Here is a 17,423-nt window from a genome sequence, read left to right on the forward strand (position 1 = left end):
TCAGCAACTTACTCTCTGACTTAACTCCTAATTTTTAACTTCATATGAATGAGAGTTTGCAGCGTGCTGATAAGCATTTTGCGAACTTTAATATCCAATAATCAAGAACTTGAAAAAATTATATCCTTTAAAAGTATATATTAGTTTATAAACCTGACAGATAAGCGACGAATATTTAAAAAGCGATACTATGAGAAACACTACCGGAAAACCTATAAATCGCTTAAATTTACTCTCTCGTGAATTACTGCTAAGGGTCAACTTCATGTAATCACCATAGCTTGGTTATCACCATAGCTTGGTTGATAGTAATCATTTTACATTGGGAACATAATTATAAAACTTAACGAATTTACAGTCTTGATAAATTGCTTCCTCTAAAGAGTCAGGGGCGCTTATGAATACTATTTCACTTGTTTGCCCGCCCCTGCCCCTGCTTGTAACCGTAGCATTTAGAATCCCCATCATATTGAATTTGGTTATTTTCTGAGATAATGCCCCCAGAGAAGTAGGCTCTATGTTTGCTTTTTTGCACATATCAACATAGACTCTATAAACATTACCTGTTATTACAAATTTACCGGGTTTTAAGTATTTCTCGGTCTTGATTAATGCCAAAATTACTAGTTTTTCTCCATAGGACATGTTAGATACGAACTGATAGCTGATGTCCTTATTTATTTTATCCATAGCCATTAGTACATGCCCAGGCTGCACCCTGTTACACTCTGTTTTAATTGCTATATCACCGGCTACTTGTAACAGGAGTATTGCTCTCCGAGCGTCTCCTTCATCTTCTGCTGCTAATTGAGCGCATAATTTTATAACGTTTTTACCTACTACCTTAGGACAGAACGCAAAAGGAACACGACTATTCAGGATGTCTATAATCTGCTCTTCATTGTATGGTGGGAATACTATTGTATCTTGCTGGAAAGAAGAGACTGCTCTACGATAAAGAGAACTGATAAACTGATCTTTATTCGAAATGCCGATTATGTGAATATACTGCCTTTCATTTAGCTCTTTAAATTCCTCTGCTCTACTGAAGTTGTAAATAATATTATAATCCTGTATCTTGTCAATTTCGTCGAAAATCACTGTCAAAGAATACCTTTTCTGTCGAAGAAGCTCATAAAAAAGATCATAGAAAAAGCTGGATGCAACCCCTCGTAACGGCAAGTCTTTCTCATAGTCTAAACTTTTAATTAAAAAAGTAAGAATTTTCACAACCGTATTATGTTTACCACAAGGGATAGTAATGTCTTTTATATTCACATCGGGAAGCTCTGAATATAACCGGTTTAGAACATGCCTTATAGTAACGGTTTTCCCGCTTCCAGGAGGTCCGTAAATCAGGGTATTTTTAGGTTTTCCTTTATCACCTAAAGGATAATAGATTTCTGCGACACTTTGTATTTGTTCGTCTCTCCTAAATAGAGATTCAGGCACATAATCACTTTCCAGAACAAACCTTTCTTTATAGATTCTAGGTTTAGTGAAGTTAAAGAGCTTCTTTTGTTTAGGTGCAGAATCCATAATAAAACTTCCATTTTAAGTGAAGTATATAAACTTATAGAAGAGTTGTAATTACTTTAGATTATTTAAGCGTTCGTAATTGAAATGCAGTGGACTGATTGTGAAATTAACGAAAAGAAATTAATAAAGAAGAGTTCTTTGTATTTCTCTAAAGTGGAGGAGTAGAAAATAAAAGTTGAGTACTAAAATATAAGCAAAGATTATACTAAAAAAGACAAAATATTTTTTGTAATCAATAGTATAAATAAGTATTTAATCATAATAAGAATTTAAGATAAGAGGCACTTTCAGGATAGTTCTTTTTTCACGCCTCCACTTTAGAGAAATGTCAAGCGTATCATAAAATTTTTTAATTTCTGCTTACCAAAAAAGGAATCTATTGCCAAACATTAAGTCTGGCTCCAGTTATCCACTTTAGATAAAAGCTACCCGTATACGTTTTATTGAGATCATTATGGGGTCAGTTTTTTGACATAATATCATTATCCTTTTAAACTTACATTCTAATAATTAAATGGGATTAAATAAAAAACGTGGGATCCCTTAAAAAATGAGAAAAAGAGGAGGTGAGAAGGTTGTCAGATAAAGAGTCGAAGGATAAAAAAGCATCAGAAGAAAGCGATTCTAAAAACAATATAGATGATGAAGAAGATCTTCTGGATACCCATCCGCCACCACCAAGGAGCATGGCCGCCGGCTTTATAATTAACGCTGCTTTTGGCAAAAGCGGTACCGACATTCGTTATAGTCCTTCAAAAAAGGATGAAAAGAAGGAGGAGAAGTAACCCTGAAATTCAATATAATTCTGCTTTTGACAAAAAGCAAAGCTATGAGCAAGTTGGAAATCAGTTAAATATAGATATCAATTAAATTCGGATCAGGAGGGTCTTAGATGTCAATTTTAAATGAAACGTTGCCTAAAGCTGCTGAAGCTTATGAACATATGACAGATGTCGTTTTACGCGAGGATAATTTTCTTGACCCTAAAACAAAAGAGTTGATTGCCATTGTAGCTGGCGTGCTCGTACGCTGTCAGCCTTGTATAGATATCCATTTACCAAGAGCATATGAGGTCGGATGCACAAGGGAAGAAATATCAGAAGCTCTTGCAGTTGCAATGTGCATTAGTGCAGGGTCACAGATAGCGTGGACTAAAATATAAGGTAAATATATGGCAAAATTAAATAAACGCAAAAGAAGATAACTGCACGGTTGCTGTAAAGGTTTTAAGCCGACTGTTATCTTCACTGCGGCTTTTTGTTGCAGTAAAAATTAAACTTGAGCCTGTATTTTTGTTCTTATTTTCGCATCATTACCAGGTATAGTTTCCTTGGAAGCTCCCCTTCTTCAAATTCTTCTACTTCGAAACTTTCATATCCTTCTGCCAGGTGCTCAACTTTTTCTTTGCTGAAGAAATGTACTATAAAACTGCCTGCAATCTCGTACATGTCTTCTCCTCTGTGAATTCCTGTCCCATATTGAGCGTCTCCAGTGTGCCTGGCTGTGTAAATATTGAGTCCACCTGGCTTGAGTACTCTTTTGATTTCACTACTTAGGAATTCCAGTTCTGATGTCGTCAGTGCCATGCAGTAGAGCATATGAGAATAGCAAGCATCAAACGATTCGTTTTCGAAGGGAAGAGGTTTCCGGACATCATGCTTCAGGGCAACTATCGAATCCGAGAGACCCATACTCCAGAGTTTTTCTTTTACGGCTTTTACCCCGCTTTCGGTGTAATCAAGCGCATGTACTTGAAAGCCTTTACTGGCAAAAAAACAAGTATCTCTCCCCTGACCACTTCCCAACTCAAGGATATCATTCTTTCTTTCTTTTTCAAAAATAGCTGCTGCTTTTCTGGCAGGATAACTCGGTTCATCCCCAAACCTGGAACAGGTACTTTCAAAGATCTTCTCCCAGTGAGGTTGCTGCTTATTAATGACGTCCTTTTCCACACGGAATTGTGACTCAGTAATATCAATACCTCCTCTTATTATCTGATTTACTTCCTTCTAAATTTAGAGATAATGTTTCAACTAACGCCATACAGTGCTGCTCCCAGTGCTCCAGTAATTTGCGGCTCTGGCAGCACATAGAGTGAGATGCCCAGCTCTTTTTCCAGCGCTGCTTTAATGCCAGCGTTTTTAGCCACACCTCCCACGAAGGCAACATTTTGACTTAGCCCTAATTGCCTGGCCATGACAGCAACTCGCCTGGCAATACTTTCAATGAGTCCAGCTGCGATATCTTCTTTCTTAAATCCTCTTGCACGAAGGGATATAACCTCGGACTCTGCAAAAACAGTACACGTGCTCGTTATGCATGTGGGCTTTTTTGAAGCAAGCGCCAGACTCCCCAGCTCCTCTATTGCTACTTCAAGGGCCCTTGCCGTGTACTCCAAGAATTTGCCTGTGCCAGCTGCACATTTGTCGTTCATTAAAAAATCAGTTACCTTTCATTAAAAAATCAGTTACCTTTCCGCCATTCACTGAGATAACCTTGCTGTCCTGGCCGCCTATATCGATTATCCCATTAACATCCGGGCACAGGTGATAAACTCCTCTAGCATGTGCGGTTATCTCGCTTATAGCCCTATCAGCAAATTTTATGCTGTTCCGGCCATATCCGGTTGCATATTCTCTATAAAATACTGGTGTTTAATATGTTAAATCGTTTACTACCTCTATTTTCTATTAGGATCAAAGCTGATAAATCATATGAATTGTCATATAACTATAAAACAAAAGTTTTTAAGTAATTTTACAGCTTAAAGGTTAGAAGAAATTTTAATTTGTGGAGTACAATGAAATTTGAATATAAATTAAAAAGAATTTTGCCTATAGCTTATAGAGAATTAAAATGTATAGTTTAAATAAAGAAGTAATAGAGTCCATCCCAAAACCAAGTTTATTTCTCACATCAATAAGAATCTCAGAACAAATTTCGTAACCGGAAACTTGGTTGGTTATTGGGAATTTGAAATTCGGGGACTCAATTTTGAGTTTTGGGATCAGCTCATAATATAATTACACCTAGTCTTTTTTGGAATTTTAAAAAATCCATTTGAATTCTCAAAAAGATGGAGTTTTAATATGACAGAAAACGTTGATGAAATTGATGCATATTTTGACAAAAAAGGCGAACCTACTGAAGCTGAAAACGTTAAATATGGACATTGGGCTATGGAAAAAGCTTCTGTAAATCCCGAAAGAAGGAAACTTCTTAGGATAGTCGGAATCTTCGGGAAGACTGAAAAAGAGTTAAAGGAAGAGTCAGAATTAAATGATTTCTTTTTTAAGTTCCATATGGATTTCCTGCTTAAAGAAAAATTCCTGAAATTCGAAGACGGGATGTACCGACTTACAGATACCGGAATTTCTCTACACGACTCTGTGTGCTAAATGAATAATCCTGAATCAAAACAAGTAAAGATAATAGATATGCAAGAAAATAACGAAATACAAAAGCAGGAAGTACAGAAACAGCCCCCCTGGATATTTCAGTGTTCAGAATCCTCGAATGTAGGACAGGCAACGAATGATGCCTGCAAGCTCCTCTATTAGGAAGAAAAAGCAAAGATTGGATGCATAGCCCTCAATAGGTAATCATATCGAGCTTTGTTGCGCCTAATGTCTGGAAGGAAGGTAATCTGCATCGGAATCCGTTGTCTACTATGCATTCCCTGTAGCGTACGAGAGTGGGTTTGGAGCCTTCAGCTTTTTTGCTTCAATTCTTTAAAAATGTTCTGTCATTAAGCGAAAAGGATATTCTGGGGGAAAGGAAAGTTTCTAGCTACTATCTGCTTTTGCAAAGTGTTGATAAGAGTAAAAGAGACTTGAATACATAGTAATATATCTAGACTATTAAATATCCAGGACTATTAAATGTTTTTAAGTAGACTGTTCGGGACTTGAAACCGCAGCCCTTTAGTTGCGGAAGTAATGGTCTCCCCCTGATGAACCCCTTTCAGACGAAGAGATCATAAAAGTTCCTCCAGGCATAGCGCCCCTCTATTTTTCTCCCTAAAATACAGTAAAGTTCCAGAACATGAATACTTTTGGATGCGGTAGACTGATCCACCAAGGATCACTCTTACCATCCCGAGAGACTAGCTATTATCCTTAATATGTATAGTATCACGGTCTCCACTAAACACATTATATATTTTATTAAAATAATAAGTCTATTTTAAAGCATAGTCAAACAAATGCGGGAACTGTGCAGTACTTATTGCAATTCCCATGCAATTGTCCAGCATTACCGAGGATATAAGCCCTATTACCTTCCCTGCCTGCAGGATAGGGGATCCACTATCCCCCGGTTCCGGCATATCGAGGCACCGAAAACCCAGATAAAGCAACGAAGCTCCGGCATTAACTACCCTGCATCGGATAGTATGGATATCATTGGCAAGAAAAGCTTCCTCCAGCTCAGCTGCACTGCCAAGCTCGGTAATTTTAACCGCGCTGTCAGGAGGAAGCTCTATCAGGGCCAAATCGTGAGCTTTCAAAACGCTTGTAACAGCGACTTCCATTCCGTCCACTAACAAATGGTCTCCTGCCCCACGAAATATATGAGAAACCGTGACCATGTAAGGTAACCCTTTGAGTGAGACAACAGCGCCGACAATACAGCGTTTTCCCTTATAGAAAAAAATACCGCCTGCTTTTATCATAAACCTTTCATCAAGCTGCTGATTTCACTTAAACCTATTTCATAGCATTTCCTATATTTATGTTAAATTATGCTCTATTTATGTTTACGGAACCCGGATAGCTGGCATTTCCAAAAATAGGGTATAGTCCTGCTTATCTCTTAGATTTTTCTTAAAATATTTCTTACTCTGATTAAAAAAAGTTGGGGAGTTTTTAAACCCGGCTCTTCTGGATCGTGTCCTTGTTACGCCTTTATAAATAATCGCTAGCTATGCCATTATAAATCGTTGGCTATGCCTTTATATATCCTGTAAGAAGAGTAAAAGCCTTTATCGAAAAAGAGAAAACTAAAAAACTTATTCAGGATATAAAGAAAGTAAGCAAAGAATTAGAATTTATCTGTTAATTTTTCTGCTGTACTGATTTTTATAATAAATTTCGTCCCATTATCTCGTTTTAGCTCGATTTCACCGTCCAGTTGATCAACAAGAATGGATACTAGCTGCAGACCAAGAGTATCCGGATTTTCAAGATCGATATTTTCGGGAATGCCAGTTCCATTATCTGAGACTATGAGAGTATACCTGCCAGCTTTTCCGCCAGGGTCCTTTTTATCATTCAGCCCATTTCCAGCCTCCTGGCTAAAGAGCTTGATTTGAACCTCTCCCTTTTGCCTGCCTGGAAATGCGTATTTTAAAGAATTGGAAACAAGCTCATTGACAATCAGCCCTAAAGGCACTGCAGTATCCATATCAAAGAAAATGTCCTCTTCAAGATCCGTATTTAAGCTAATACTGGAATCTCCAAGTCTATAAGTATGGAAAAGGTTCTCAACCAGTCTCTCCAGATATGGTGAAAAACTCAGGGTATCGATCTCTCCGCCTTCATGCAGTTCCTCATGGATAAGCGCCATGGATATGACCCGGTCCTGGCTCACCCTGAAGGCTTCAAGGACTTCCGAATCCTTGATGCATCCTTTGTTATTGAATTTTTCAGCCTGGAGATCCAGCAGGGAAGAAATTACCTGAAGGTTATTCTTGATCCTGTGGTGAATTTCCTTTTTACGGGCGGTCTCAATATTTGCGAGTATCTCTTCATTCTTTTTCTGTTCGGTCAGGTCTGTGACCACGAGGCACCAGGCATTCGCAAATCCCCTGGTCTGCAATAAGCTGATGGACAGATGCACGGGCAAAAATTTGCCTCCATCAGCCTGGAGATTGATCTCCCCCCTGCTCTTCTCATTCTCCAGAAGCGCCTTAAAGATTTTCGTGCTCTCAGGCGCAATGAATTGATAGATAGATGTGCCTACTATGGCAGGTAGAGGTATCCTCAGGAGTTCTGCAAAGTGGCGGTTACAGTAAAGGATGGTGCCATCGCAGGCCAGGGTGGCAGTGCCCTCATTCATTGTCTCAACCAGGACGCGGTACGCATAATCCGCACTATCCAGGGTGAAAATCATTTTTCCCTGGGGCCCGGGTATTACCAGGGCATCCAGATCCCCCTCACTGATGGCGCGCCTCAGTTCTTCAGCTTCTGCCAGACTTGCTTTCAGGGTCTCTACCTCGTCTCGTAAGGCGTCGTTCTCATCTAACAATGCCTTGTATGGTACGGGCTCCTGGCCTTTTTCCGCTTTAGAACTCATATCACACTGTCCTTCCAGAGATCGATTATTCTTTATCGGTTTTGAGTTTCAGGTCCATTCCAACCAGAACTCTCCTTGTATCCGCCATGCTTCCTATTAGCTTTCTTAAGGGTGGCGGAAGCTCTTTTATGAGAGTGGGAGCTGCCACTATCTGACCATCTTTGGCCAGGATCGGATACTGATAAATATCGATGACCTCCAGCTCGTACTTGCCTGGAAGGTATTCTTCACATATGCGTTTGATATTCTCAATCGCCTGCACGGATTTGGGGCCCATGCCCGCAACATAGAGGTGCAGAACGTATTTTCCGCCTTCAGTTCTGGTTAGAGCTTCCTCAAAGTCCGTTATAGCATCTTTGACGTCCGACAAGATGATCTCTTCAGTCCTCTTTTCAGTCCGGGTCATTGCGTACACCTTTCGGGAAGCAAATCCAGTCCAACCAGCACACGCTCAGTATTCGAGAGGTCTCCTATGATCTTCTTTATCGGTGGAGGGAGCCTCCTGACCAGCGTTGGGACAGCGAGTATCTGATCGCCCTTGGCTAGCTGAGGATTTTCCACAAGATCTATAATCTCGATCCTGTACCTGCCGCCCAGATGTTCCTCGCAGATTTTCTTTAAGTTGGCAAAGGCTGCCAGGCTTTTCTTGGTCTGCCCGGCCACATAAAGTCTCAGGATGTAAATGTCATCTTCAGGCACGGTATCGGACTCAATAGCTTGAGGTCCGTCACAATTTTGCGTTGCTTCTTTCATCAAATACCCACCACTTGAGCCTGAGAAGGCTACCCCTTTCCTGAACAGGCTCTTTCCATACAACTCTTGGAATCCATAGATTATAACTATACAGGCTATGGGACAAAAATGCCCATTTATCTAGCCTTTATCTTTGATTTTTGATAAGGCCGGCTTGTTTCCTTCATAGCCCTGAAATCGTACTGCTCATTCAGGCTCATCAGCCTTTCTTATACAAGCCATCCTGTTTTTGCTATTTGCGAGTGACCTGGTTCTAAGTTCATCCTCGGAAATTAGCTTATTGAGTTCCTCTTTCTGCATCTCAAACTCCGAGCTCAATGTTGCCATCTGGGCATCCAGGGCTTTGAGCTTGCTCTCCAGATCTCTTTTCTTCCGTGCCATATTCTGACTTTCAGCTACAGCCTCGGTCATTTCCTTAGCTTCCTGGGCAATTCTTGAAGAGCCCATAAGCAGGCCTCCTGAAGGTCCCAGGTATACATCCTGAATTTCCGCGCCATGATCAGTCAGCAGGTATTCCCTGATCTGGTTGGAGTGCGCCATGCCCCTTGACTTGACTACCGAGATGCCGCGATTGCGCTCGTTGTCATTCTCAAAGAAGCGGAGGTTGATCCAGGTATCTATGATGGAAGATACGCCCTGGGCATTAACACCCTCGATACTCTCCTGTTCTACAAGGCTTGTGCACACGGCTGTGATATTCTTGAGCTTTAAATAGTCGACGAGCTTGGTGAGTGTGAACTTGACATCGGTCTGAGTACCAACGTTGGTCATGTTGGATATGGGGTCTATAATTACGGCACTTGGCTCGAACCTGTCTATGAGCCTGCGCATGGATATCAGATGCATCTCCAGGCCGTAGGCCATGGGCCGTGAGGCGTTGATTTGCAGAAGTCCAGTGTCAATATAAGGCTGGAGATCTACGCCTATGGATTTCATATTCCTTATGATCTGGCCTGGTGATTCTTCGAAGGCGAAATACAGGCAGCGTTCTCCCCTTTCGCAGACAGCTCTCGCAAACTCGGCTGCAAAGCTGGTCTTGCCTGTGCCTGCAGTTCCTGAGATCAGGATAGAGCTTCCACGGTAGTAGCCCTTGCCCCCGAGCATTTTATCCAGGCGCTTTATGCCCGTCGATACCCTCTCTGCAGATGCTTCGTGTTCCAGGCTCAGTGAAGTAATGGGCAGGACCGATATACCGTCTTCTTCTATCAGGAAGGGGTATTCATTGGTGCCGTGCTTCGAGCCTCTGTACTTAATGATTCGTAAGCGCCTGGTAGCTATCTGCTCTTCCATCCTGTTGTCAAGAAGGATGACAGCATCTGCAACGTATTCCTCAAGCCCGTATCGAGTAAGGGACGATTCTCCCCGTTCGCCGGTAACGATAGCAGTTACACCTTTATCCTTCAGCCAGCGAAAGAGCCTGCGAAGTTCAGAACGCAATATGGTTTCGTTCTGGAATCCTGAGAACAGAACCTCTAACGTGTCCAGAGCCACACGTTTGGCACCTATGGAATCTATGGCCAGCCCGAGCCTTATGAACAGACCTTCAAGGTCGTAGTCACCTGTCTCCTCATACTCGCTTTTATCAATGTGGACATAATCAACTGTAAGCTTGTTCTCTGCCTCCAGGCTGTCCAGATCAAATCCCAGGGAGGCGAAATTCTTAACCAGCTCTTCTTCGGTTTCCTCAAATGCCATGAAAACGCCAGGCTCGCCGTACTTTCTGGCTCCTTCTATCAGGAATTCCATGGAAAAAAGGGTTTTTCCCGACCCTGCACTTCCGGTTACCAGGGTTGGGCGACCCTTTGGCAGTCCGCCAAAGGTAATTTCGTCCAGACCTTTTATGCCTGTGGGGGTTTTTTCAAGGCTTTTTTCTTTTAAAGCCGTGTTTTTCTCTTCAGTCATTTAATGCTCCTCAGCTCAGAAATTGACTGCACTTTTATTTATGCTCAAATTTTCTCATCCAACTTTCTCATCCAATTATTCATCCAGATTATTTATCCAATTATTTACCAAATTATTTACCAAATTATTTACCCAAATTATCTATCCAATTCTCTAAACCGATTCTTAGCAAATTGAATTGAACCTTCTCTTTCATCCTTTTAGATACTAATTAATATAGAAAGTGTTTTGATTTGCCCCTTTCCCAGGTAAACATCAATTTCAGGAATAGCCTTTTGAGGAAGACTTTTGATTGAACCTTTTAAGAGAGACTTTTGAGAGCAATTTTGACTCATTTTCTTCCGAAATTTGTGTCGTTCAGGTAAAAACCCGTTATTTTTCAGTCCTGATCTGGAGTAAGGAGAAATACGTCCATCAAATCTTCTTTTTTCCGGTGGAATTAACAAAAATGTGTTCCCCAGAGCACATCCAGTAATATCGATACCAGAATTACAGACTTCTCAATTTAGATTCAGCTAGCTTTTTCTCTGACTATTAAATATAATTTATGTGGATTAATTTTAGAGATCAGTTTAATTCTATGTGAGTGATTTTTTTATTTTTGAGGCAAGAAAACTTATCTGAAATTCTCATTCTATTATACAAAGTAATGTTTGACATTTTAAAAAGTAGCAAGTCTGCCTGGTAATTTTAATATTCTATAATGAAGTTTGGCATATATTAACGTTTTTACCCTGAGGTTTTTACCCTGGCGTTGCTGCAAAATTCAAGCCGGAAAGCTGGATTTTCTTAGCCCTGAATTTAGGGTTTTGAGGATTAATTAAAGAAATTAGACAAAAAATTCTCAGCATTTCTTATTCTGATTGGAAAGAACTGGGGTTTTTTAAGAAGGCTTTGCATTATGTGAAGCAAAATGCCAGAAGTAGTGAGCTCTTCATCCTGATAGCCATGTTTTGCAGAGGGTTAAAGCATGGAAGAATTTAGTTTTAGGAATTCATGGATAACATTTATTTTAAAAAGAGAATTTTTAAAAAGAAATAGTTTTTTCCTATAAATAAAGAATGCATTAAGAGAGCTGATTACCCTAAGGGTTTTGAGTTAAACGACATTCAAATGCTGATTCAGGAGAATAGTAAGTAAAACATTAAGCTCTCAGAAATCACCGAGAAAATAAATCTTGATGGAAGTTTTGATAAATCTCGTTGTTTAAATTTAGTAAAAAATTAAAAAACATGTTTTTTTCACGTTCTTAATGAACAATGTGGTATAGGTTGGAAACGATTATCGACAATTCGTTAAATATATATTCACAGTTATTAATTCCAGTTCTCATTGCTTTTTTGTCTGCGATTATACCAGTTTTCGTTAAGTTTGCCATATGCTCATAAAGGTTTACGGCATCAAGCTCGACAATTATTCCGGCTCTGAGAATCTCTTCAATTTTTCCTTAGACGTTTTTAATATCTACAGGCATTCTGGATAACAAACGACCACCCCTGCTTACTGTAATATGCAGGCGTAATCAATCAGAAATGTTTTTACTAAATCCGGAAAGTTTTTAATTATTTTGTTCTTTAATCGTTTTTTTAATTGCTCTAGCTCTAATTATACTTGCAAAGTATTCGAATCAGCTATAGCTGATTCTATAAATTACGTTATTCTTATCATCTGAAACAAGCAAGGCTCCGTCAGGCATTACAAGGACATCCACAGGCCTTCCCCAGGCTGCAAGTCCCTGGAGCCAGCCATCGGCAAAAGGTTCGTAACTTACAGGCTTTCCGTTCTCTGTCCTGACAAGGGAGACCCGGTATCCGATTGGGATTTTCCGGTTCCATGAACCGTGCTCGGCGATAAAGATCTGGTTCCTGTACTCATCAGGAAACATTGTGCCTGTGTAAAAGGTCATTCCAAGGGCAGCTACGTGTGGACCCAGCTTAATTTCAGGAGGCGTGAATTCCGAGCAGTTCCTTAGTTTCCCGAATTCAGGATCAGGAATATCTCCCCCGTGACAGTAGGGAAAACCGAAATGCATTCCCTGTACAGGTGCCCGGTTAAGTTCGTCCGGAGGAAGGTCATCTCCGAGCATATCTCTTCCGTTGTCAGTAAACCACAATTCTTTGGTATTGGGATCCCAGTCAAAACCAACAGTATTCCTTATTCCCTTTGCGAAAATCTCAAACTGGCTTCCATCGGGCTGCATCCTCATGATCGTTCCATAACGCTCGTCCTCCCCTTCCTTATTACAAATGTTGCATGGCATTCCGACAGGCACATACAGCTTCCCGTCTGGACCGAATTTAATGTATTTCCAAGCGTGAATACGGTCGGATAAAATTGGGAAATTATCGTTAACCACAACAGGTTCGGGCGGATCTTCAAGCCTTGCTTCTATATCATCATAGCGAATCACTCTGGAAACCTCAGCAACATATAGAGAGCCGTTCCTGAACGCCACCCCACTTGGCAAATCCAGTTCCTCGTCAAGTACAAGCACATCATCGGCTTTATTGTCATGGTTCCGGTCAAGGATCGCATAAACTTTTCCTGCATTCCGACTCCCTACAAAAAGTGTTCCGTTTGGACTTAGGGTCATAGATCTTGCCCATTCAACATCTTCAGCGTAATAATCAATGGAAAAGCCGGGCGGAAGCTCAATACATGCAATTCCTGTACCATTTTCCCCGCAGTCATTAATAGAAACGGTTATCAGGGCGGCATAAGCCACGAAAATAAGTACAATCACAGAAAAAAACCCAAATATTATCTTTGATCTTTTCATTTTCCCCACCAGTTACTTAGAATTAATTGTCGTATAAAAGCCTCTACAGCCCTATACGCTCTTTTTCGATTTCAAGGCCTGGATCCCTGCTCTTTCGGCGGACACTTCCCGACGGGCTATAACCTCTTATGCAAGAGATTTTGGTTTGACATCCGAAAAAGGTTGACCGATAATTTTTCCATATTATCCAGTATCTGCACCCGATCGGTTAATTTTCTCATCCTGTTTTAAACTCCCCTGCTCTGCTTTCATTAAGCTTCCCCCGTTTGAAACCAGAAGAAAAAGGAGTGAAATGATTATCCGGGTTATATATTTCTCGGCTTTATAGAAATATTTTCTCAAGCATTATCGGAAATTTTATATTGTTTTCGCCAGGACTATTTAAACTATATAAGATTTCATGTCTGCCTGAAAGAAATTTGGGGATTCGGTAATGTAAAAATTTTTCTGACTTTTGTAAAGAGATTCACTTGAGTAAATCTACAAATAGAGTTTCTTCAAACCAAGCCCGAAACTCCAGCTTCAGTTTTCTTATTCACCTTCGCACGTTTAAACATAATGGCAACCATTCCAATCAAACCGGCTATAAGCAAAGATACGTCTTCTGCTACACCTAAGGATATTGCGGCCGAAAAGCCGATAGCTGACCATAGCAGAGGAATTACCGCTATATACCTGAGGGGTCTGTTGACAAGCAAGAGGGCCCCGATAGTAAAGATGGTTGTCGGGCAAGGGAGACCAAAAGTCGGAGAGCTGGGGTAAGTATGGCCCAGGAAATGCCCCAGAATAGGGTATACGATAGGACCAAAAAGCATCAGGGTTATACCGGCAGCCGAACGCCAGTTTTTGCTGAATGAAAAGGCCAGGCTGTTTCTGACAAGTCCTTCAAAAACGAAGATCAATCCCTGGAGCACGAAAAGGGCGCCAAAGACGCGGGCAGCCGGGTTAATGGATGCAAAGAATGACCATTGGTAGACTATGCCCATCCATAACCAGAATAAGGCAAGAATACCGGAAACAACTTTATTAGAATACTTCCCGGGCCTGAGCATCAGGTAAAAGGCAGTACCAGCGGCAATGTAGATAGCCACCTGAGCTGGCCATACCGCCTCATTGTACTGCTCAAAAACTCCAAAAAATTGTTCAGGTGTAAAAGGCAGGTTCATAAAAGTTGTATTTGTTTTAATCTTCATAAATTTACTCTATATAAGCGGAGTATCTTGAAAAAGATTTTCGGCTCTTTAGAGATACTGTATCAGATGAGATATGAGATAGTAAAAAAGTAAATGGAGAGCTCTTTCTACTCTTTCTAATTTGTTAGCTCTCGATATGTCCCACTGACCGTCAGAAACGTTATTCTCTTAATTGTTTTTCAGTCAATTTTCTCGAATCTGGATGGGGCTGCCCCACAAATAGGGCATTTATCATGAGGTTCGCCTTCCATAGTATATCCGCAGACGCTACAGACATGGTAATCAACCTCTTCATTCTGGCCGATTTCATTCAGGGCTTTTTCGTATAGTGCGGCATGGATTCTCTCCACCTGATTTGCCACCTCAAAGCTCCAGAGGGCCCTCTTATCCTCTTCTTTCTTTGCTTCTTCTATGAATTCCGGGTACATTTTCGTAAATTCATATGTTTCGCCACTAATGGCATCTTTCAGGTTTTCCATTGTAGTTCCGACTCCGCCCATACGCTGGAAATGATTGAAAGCATGGACCGTTTCCGCAGCGGCTGCGGCTCTAAAGAGCTTGGCTATCTGATGATACCCTTCTGCATCGGCCTTTTTTGCAAAGGCCAGGTATGTTCTGTTTGCCATCGATTCGCCGGTAAATGCAGCTTTAAGATTATCCTTAGAACTCATACATATTCCCCTTAATTTGAAAGCTTTTTTATCCTATCTACCGGGTCGTATATCATTTTAGCGCCCGGAATGCCTGTAGTTAAATTATCAAAGCATCTATATTAACGATGAGTAGTCTTCTATGGAACGGAAACTCAAAAAAATCTACAATGTACTTTCAGGAAATATCAGTTTCAGCCGGATCAAAAGCTCTTTGATAAGGCGTATGATAAGGAATTTATTAATGATTTATGACAGCATCTTAAATATCAACGTTAATTTCTGGTTTTATTTATTTCTGGTTTTATTTATTCATCAGAAATGAATGAGGCTTTCTATTAAGCATTCTTTATAAAATAAGCGTTTTTTGTTATTTTATTTAGGGCACTTTAAAAAACTAGGGTTGTGCATCATCTCTCCAAAAGCGTACACTTTTTTAGAGTTGTATACATCCCAAAAAGTTAGTGCGAGGGATGGGATTCGAACCCACGAAATCTTTCGAACCGGATCTTAAGTCCGGCGCCTTTGATCGGGCTGGGTAATCCTTGAACTTGATTCGTTTACTTCTAAATAAAAAGTTTTTTAGAGCCTTATACGATGGTAATTGCCCCATGTGCGCATGTATCTAAACATGAGCCGCAGTCATTGCATTTTTCTTCAATCACAAATGAAACATCATTGTCATTGAAGGAAATTGCACGTGCAGGGCATTGGCCTATACAGCTTCCGCAACCAGCGCAGTAGTCGGCATTAATTTTTGCTACCATGGTTTTTCACTCCTTATTTCATCAGTAAGTTAATTTCATTTATTGAATTTTATATATGAATATAGTTGATGGTTCTGTGTAGTTTAAAGGCCAGGTTAAATTTTCAGTAAGTATAGCTGGGGCGCATCAAGTATTTACACTTTCGGAAGCCCATTTCCTTTTTCTGATTTAATATTATAAATATCTATCTAGCTGTATAATTTTCTAATATTTTAATGTCAGTAGACCAAAAAATGCTAAAATTGGAATTAATACGTTTTTAAGATTTAATAATCTTGAAAAACACTCTCTGATTCTCTTTATAAATAGTGTATTCTGAAAATAAGCCTATTGATAATTGTTTTACTGTTCTTAATTTTGCTTTCCATTTACTCAAAATCTTGAAAACAAATTTGATGGCGATAAAAAACATTTATGATGAATTTGTTTCCTCAAAAAGACGTATGGACACTTATGTTAATTATATTCCAGATGATCCTACATTTTTTTATCTTTGCTTCTTTTATATTTTTTGCTTTTTTCCTTCTACTTTGGCTTACTTCAACATGTTTTTAGTCCGACATCTTGTTTCTTAAGTTCAAGTAAGTCTTAGTCTATAATGAACCTGAAATTTTTTACGTCAAATAATTTTTTGCTTGAATACAATTTTTGATGTCATTTATTTAATATAATTTATGATTATTACTATGTGCTAGAGTTGGGATAAAAAAAGAATTTCCCAGAGATTGCTGATTTCAAATTTCAAGAGGTTTTATTCATGAAGCATCTAAAAATATGTCCAAAATGCAATGCTAACCTTAAATTGCGCTCAGATGGCGAGACACAGTATTGTAGTATTTGCAGTTACTGGACAAAAGTAGGTACTGCAAGACTCGATTCAATAATGATTTACGGATGAGAAGTCTAAATGAAGAATCATAAAATGAGGGGGATAAAAATGGAATACGAGCTCGAAGACGTCGAAAGAGATTACGTCGAATTTAGAAAAGAAATGGGAGAAGAATAAACACTCTCCAATTTTTATATATTGTATATATCTCGCTAAAATTATAAATTATTTAAAAACCTGTTTAATTTTTCTAAAAAATGGGTCGACGTAATTGAGGCTATGATAAATATTCATTTATAAAACTCAGATTTATTATTGACCTACTTTAAAGTGGCTCTGTAGGTCAATAAATTTGCTAAGTTCCATTACTAACTCTGCATGAACATTTATAATCCGATTATACAAATGAGTATGCCTGTGTAGTATAGATAAAATTTTTTATTTTTTTGAAAGATTAATTTATGAAAGCTTATTGTTAGTCCAGAAGCGTACTATCCATATATCGTTGTCAACTTTTCTAAAAATATAATCTGTTCTTCTTTATCTTTTTATGGAGATAGAAAAGTATGGGAAGATCTTCGCAACGATGATGAAGATATAGGGTCCTCTTAAATTCATCATCAAACTGAAGGCTATTTCTCTTTTATTCCATTAATTAAGGATACTGGTAGTTTTCCCAAAAAAAGTACATCTTATTTTTTACCAAAATCAAAATTG

At 39.5% G+C, this 17,423-nt stretch carries 17 protein-coding genes; 3 read left to right on the forward strand and 14 right to left on the reverse strand.

Translation table 11 applies throughout. The annotated features are described in order from the left end of the window. Window positions 1-312: 312 nt before the first annotated feature. Entirely contained in the window at window positions 313-1,539 is a 1,227-nt protein-coding gene (locus ACPK8D_RS10835) for a Cdc6/Cdc18 family protein (RefSeq protein WP_424717863.1), read from the reverse strand. Window positions 1,540-2,114: 575 nt separating this feature from the next. Here ACPK8D_RS10835 and ACPK8D_RS10840 point away from each other — a divergent pair. Both ACPK8D_RS10840 and ACPK8D_RS10845 read left to right on the forward strand, forming a co-directional pair. Next, a complete protein-coding gene (locus ACPK8D_RS10840) occupies window positions 2,115-2,324 on the forward strand; it encodes a hypothetical protein (RefSeq protein ID WP_424717864.1) in 210 nt (69 codons plus the stop codon). A gap of 107 nt (window positions 2,325-2,431) precedes the next feature. Next, complete coding sequence (locus tag ACPK8D_RS10845; protein WP_424717865.1) at window positions 2,432-2,701, forward strand: carboxymuconolactone decarboxylase family protein; 270 nt, start codon at window positions 2,432-2,434, stop codon at window positions 2,699-2,701. A 136-nt stretch (window positions 2,702-2,837) separates the two neighbouring features. Here the strand turns inward: ACPK8D_RS10845 and ACPK8D_RS10850 are convergent, their stop codons facing one another. The 3 genes from ACPK8D_RS10850 to ACPK8D_RS10860 form a co-directional block, all read right to left on the reverse strand. After that, entirely contained in the window at window positions 2,838-3,491 is a 654-nt protein-coding gene (locus ACPK8D_RS10850) for a class I SAM-dependent methyltransferase (RefSeq protein ID WP_424717866.1), read from the reverse strand. A gap of 77 nt (window positions 3,492-3,568) precedes the next feature. Continuing rightward, window positions 3,569-3,973: an acyl-CoA dehydratase activase gene (locus ACPK8D_RS10855; protein WP_424717867.1), complete on the reverse strand. Its 405-nt coding sequence runs from the start codon at window positions 3,971-3,973 to the stop codon at window positions 3,569-3,571. 7 nt (window positions 3,974-3,980) lie between these two features. Continuing rightward, the gene (locus ACPK8D_RS10860) at window positions 3,981-4,145 is read right to left on the reverse strand and encodes a BadF/BadG/BcrA/BcrD ATPase family protein (RefSeq protein ID WP_424717884.1); all 165 of its coding nucleotides are present in this window, start codon (window positions 4,143-4,145) and stop codon (window positions 3,981-3,983) included. Window positions 4,146-4,628: 483 nt separating this feature from the next. Here ACPK8D_RS10860 and ACPK8D_RS10865 point away from each other — a divergent pair, with 483 nt between their 5' ends. Beyond that, a complete protein-coding gene (locus tag ACPK8D_RS10865; RefSeq protein WP_424717868.1) occupies window positions 4,629-4,937 on the forward strand; it encodes a hypothetical protein in 309 nt (102 codons plus the stop codon). 782 nt (window positions 4,938-5,719) lie between these two features. Here ACPK8D_RS10865 and ACPK8D_RS10870 read toward each other — a convergent pair. The 10 genes from ACPK8D_RS10870 to ACPK8D_RS10915 form a co-directional block, all read right to left on the reverse strand. Further along, window positions 5,720-6,211, reverse strand: coding sequence for a serine protease (locus tag ACPK8D_RS10870; RefSeq protein ID WP_424717869.1), 492 nt, complete (start codon window positions 6,209-6,211; stop codon window positions 5,720-5,722). A gap of 368 nt (window positions 6,212-6,579) precedes the next feature. Then, window positions 6,580-7,833, reverse strand: coding sequence for a sensor histidine kinase (locus ACPK8D_RS10875; RefSeq protein ID WP_424717870.1), 1,254 nt, complete (start codon window positions 7,831-7,833; stop codon window positions 6,580-6,582). A gap of 25 nt (window positions 7,834-7,858) precedes the next feature. Further along, window positions 7,859-8,239, reverse strand: a complete 381-nt coding sequence (locus tag ACPK8D_RS10880) for a circadian clock KaiB family protein (protein ID WP_424717871.1) — start codon at window positions 8,237-8,239, stop codon at window positions 7,859-7,861. Continuing rightward, window positions 8,236-8,586, reverse strand: coding sequence for a circadian clock protein KaiB (kaiB, locus tag ACPK8D_RS10885; RefSeq protein WP_424717872.1), 351 nt, complete (start codon window positions 8,584-8,586; stop codon window positions 8,236-8,238). Before kaiB ends, ACPK8D_RS10880 begins: the two co-directional genes overlap by 4 nt. A 186-nt stretch (window positions 8,587-8,772) precedes the next feature. Next, complete coding sequence (gene kaiC / locus ACPK8D_RS10890) at window positions 8,773-10,488, reverse strand: circadian clock protein KaiC (RefSeq protein WP_424717873.1); 1,716 nt, start codon at window positions 10,486-10,488, stop codon at window positions 8,773-8,775. A 200-nt stretch (window positions 10,489-10,688) separates the two neighbouring features. Beyond that, window positions 10,689-10,934, reverse strand: coding sequence for a hypothetical protein (locus ACPK8D_RS10895; RefSeq protein WP_424717874.1), 246 nt, complete (start codon window positions 10,932-10,934; stop codon window positions 10,689-10,691). A 1,181-nt stretch (window positions 10,935-12,115) separates the two neighbouring features. Next, on the reverse strand, window positions 12,116-13,231 hold the full coding sequence (locus tag ACPK8D_RS10900) for a PQQ-dependent sugar dehydrogenase (RefSeq protein WP_424717875.1): 1,116 nt from the start codon (window positions 13,229-13,231) through the stop codon (window positions 12,116-12,118). Between the two features lie 533 nt (window positions 13,232-13,764). Beyond that, window positions 13,765-14,460 carry a DUF6064 family protein gene (locus ACPK8D_RS10905; protein WP_424717876.1) on the reverse strand — a complete coding sequence of 232 codons (696 nt, stop codon included), beginning with the start codon at window positions 14,458-14,460 and terminating at the stop codon, window positions 13,765-13,767. A 179-nt stretch (window positions 14,461-14,639) separates the two neighbouring features. Next, entirely contained in the window at window positions 14,640-15,131 is a 492-nt protein-coding gene (locus ACPK8D_RS10910) for a rubrerythrin family protein (protein ID WP_424717877.1), read from the reverse strand. 569 nt (window positions 15,132-15,700) lie between these two features. After that, a complete protein-coding gene (locus ACPK8D_RS10915; RefSeq protein WP_424717878.1) occupies window positions 15,701-15,877 on the reverse strand; it encodes a 4Fe-4S binding protein in 177 nt (58 codons plus the stop codon). Window positions 15,878-17,423 lie beyond the last annotated feature (1,546 nt).

Source organism: Methanosarcina sp., from assembly GCF_049706645.1.
In the GTDB taxonomy this organism is placed as follows: Archaea; Halobacteriota; Methanosarcinia; order Methanosarcinales; family Methanosarcinaceae; genus Methanosarcina.

What these genes read in the sequence shown, in the direction of transcription:
- ACPK8D_RS10865 (WP_424717868.1), top strand. Translation starts at nt 4,629, where the DNA reads ATGACAGAAAACGTTGATGAAATTGATGCATATTTTGACAAAAAAGGC.
- ACPK8D_RS10845 (WP_424717865.1), top strand. Translation starts at nt 2,432, where the DNA reads ATGTCAATTTTAAATGAAACGTTGCCTAAAGCTGCTGAAGCTTATGAA.
- kaiC (WP_424717873.1), bottom strand. Translation starts at nt 10,488, where the DNA reads ATGACTGAAGAGAAAAACACGGCTTTAAAAGAAAAAAGCCTTGAAAAA.
- ACPK8D_RS10910 (WP_424717877.1), bottom strand. Translation starts at nt 15,131, where the DNA reads ATGAGTTCTAAGGATAATCTTAAAGCTGCATTTACCGGCGAATCGATG.
- kaiB (WP_424717872.1), bottom strand. Translation starts at nt 8,586, where the DNA reads ATGAAAGAAGCAACGCAAAATTGTGACGGACCTCAAGCTATTGAGTCC.
- ACPK8D_RS10905 (WP_424717876.1), bottom strand. Translation starts at nt 14,460, where the DNA reads ATGAAGATTAAAACAAATACAACTTTTATGAACCTGCCTTTTACACCT.
- ACPK8D_RS10915 (WP_424717878.1), bottom strand. Translation starts at nt 15,877, where the DNA reads ATGGTAGCAAAAATTAATGCCGACTACTGCGCTGGTTGCGGAAGCTGT.
- ACPK8D_RS10855 (WP_424717867.1), bottom strand. Translation starts at nt 3,973, where the DNA reads ATGAACGACAAATGTGCAGCTGGCACAGGCAAATTCTTGGAGTACACG.
- ACPK8D_RS10870 (WP_424717869.1), bottom strand. Translation starts at nt 6,211, where the DNA reads ATGATAAAAGCAGGCGGTATTTTTTTCTATAAGGGAAAACGCTGTATT.
- ACPK8D_RS10835 (WP_424717863.1), bottom strand. Translation starts at nt 1,539, where the DNA reads ATGGATTCTGCACCTAAACAAAAGAAGCTCTTTAACTTCACTAAACCT.
- ACPK8D_RS10875 (WP_424717870.1), bottom strand. Translation starts at nt 7,833, where the DNA reads ATGAGTTCTAAAGCGGAAAAAGGCCAGGAGCCCGTACCATACAAGGCA.
- ACPK8D_RS10880 (WP_424717871.1), bottom strand. Translation starts at nt 8,239, where the DNA reads ATGACCCGGACTGAAAAGAGGACTGAAGAGATCATCTTGTCGGACGTC.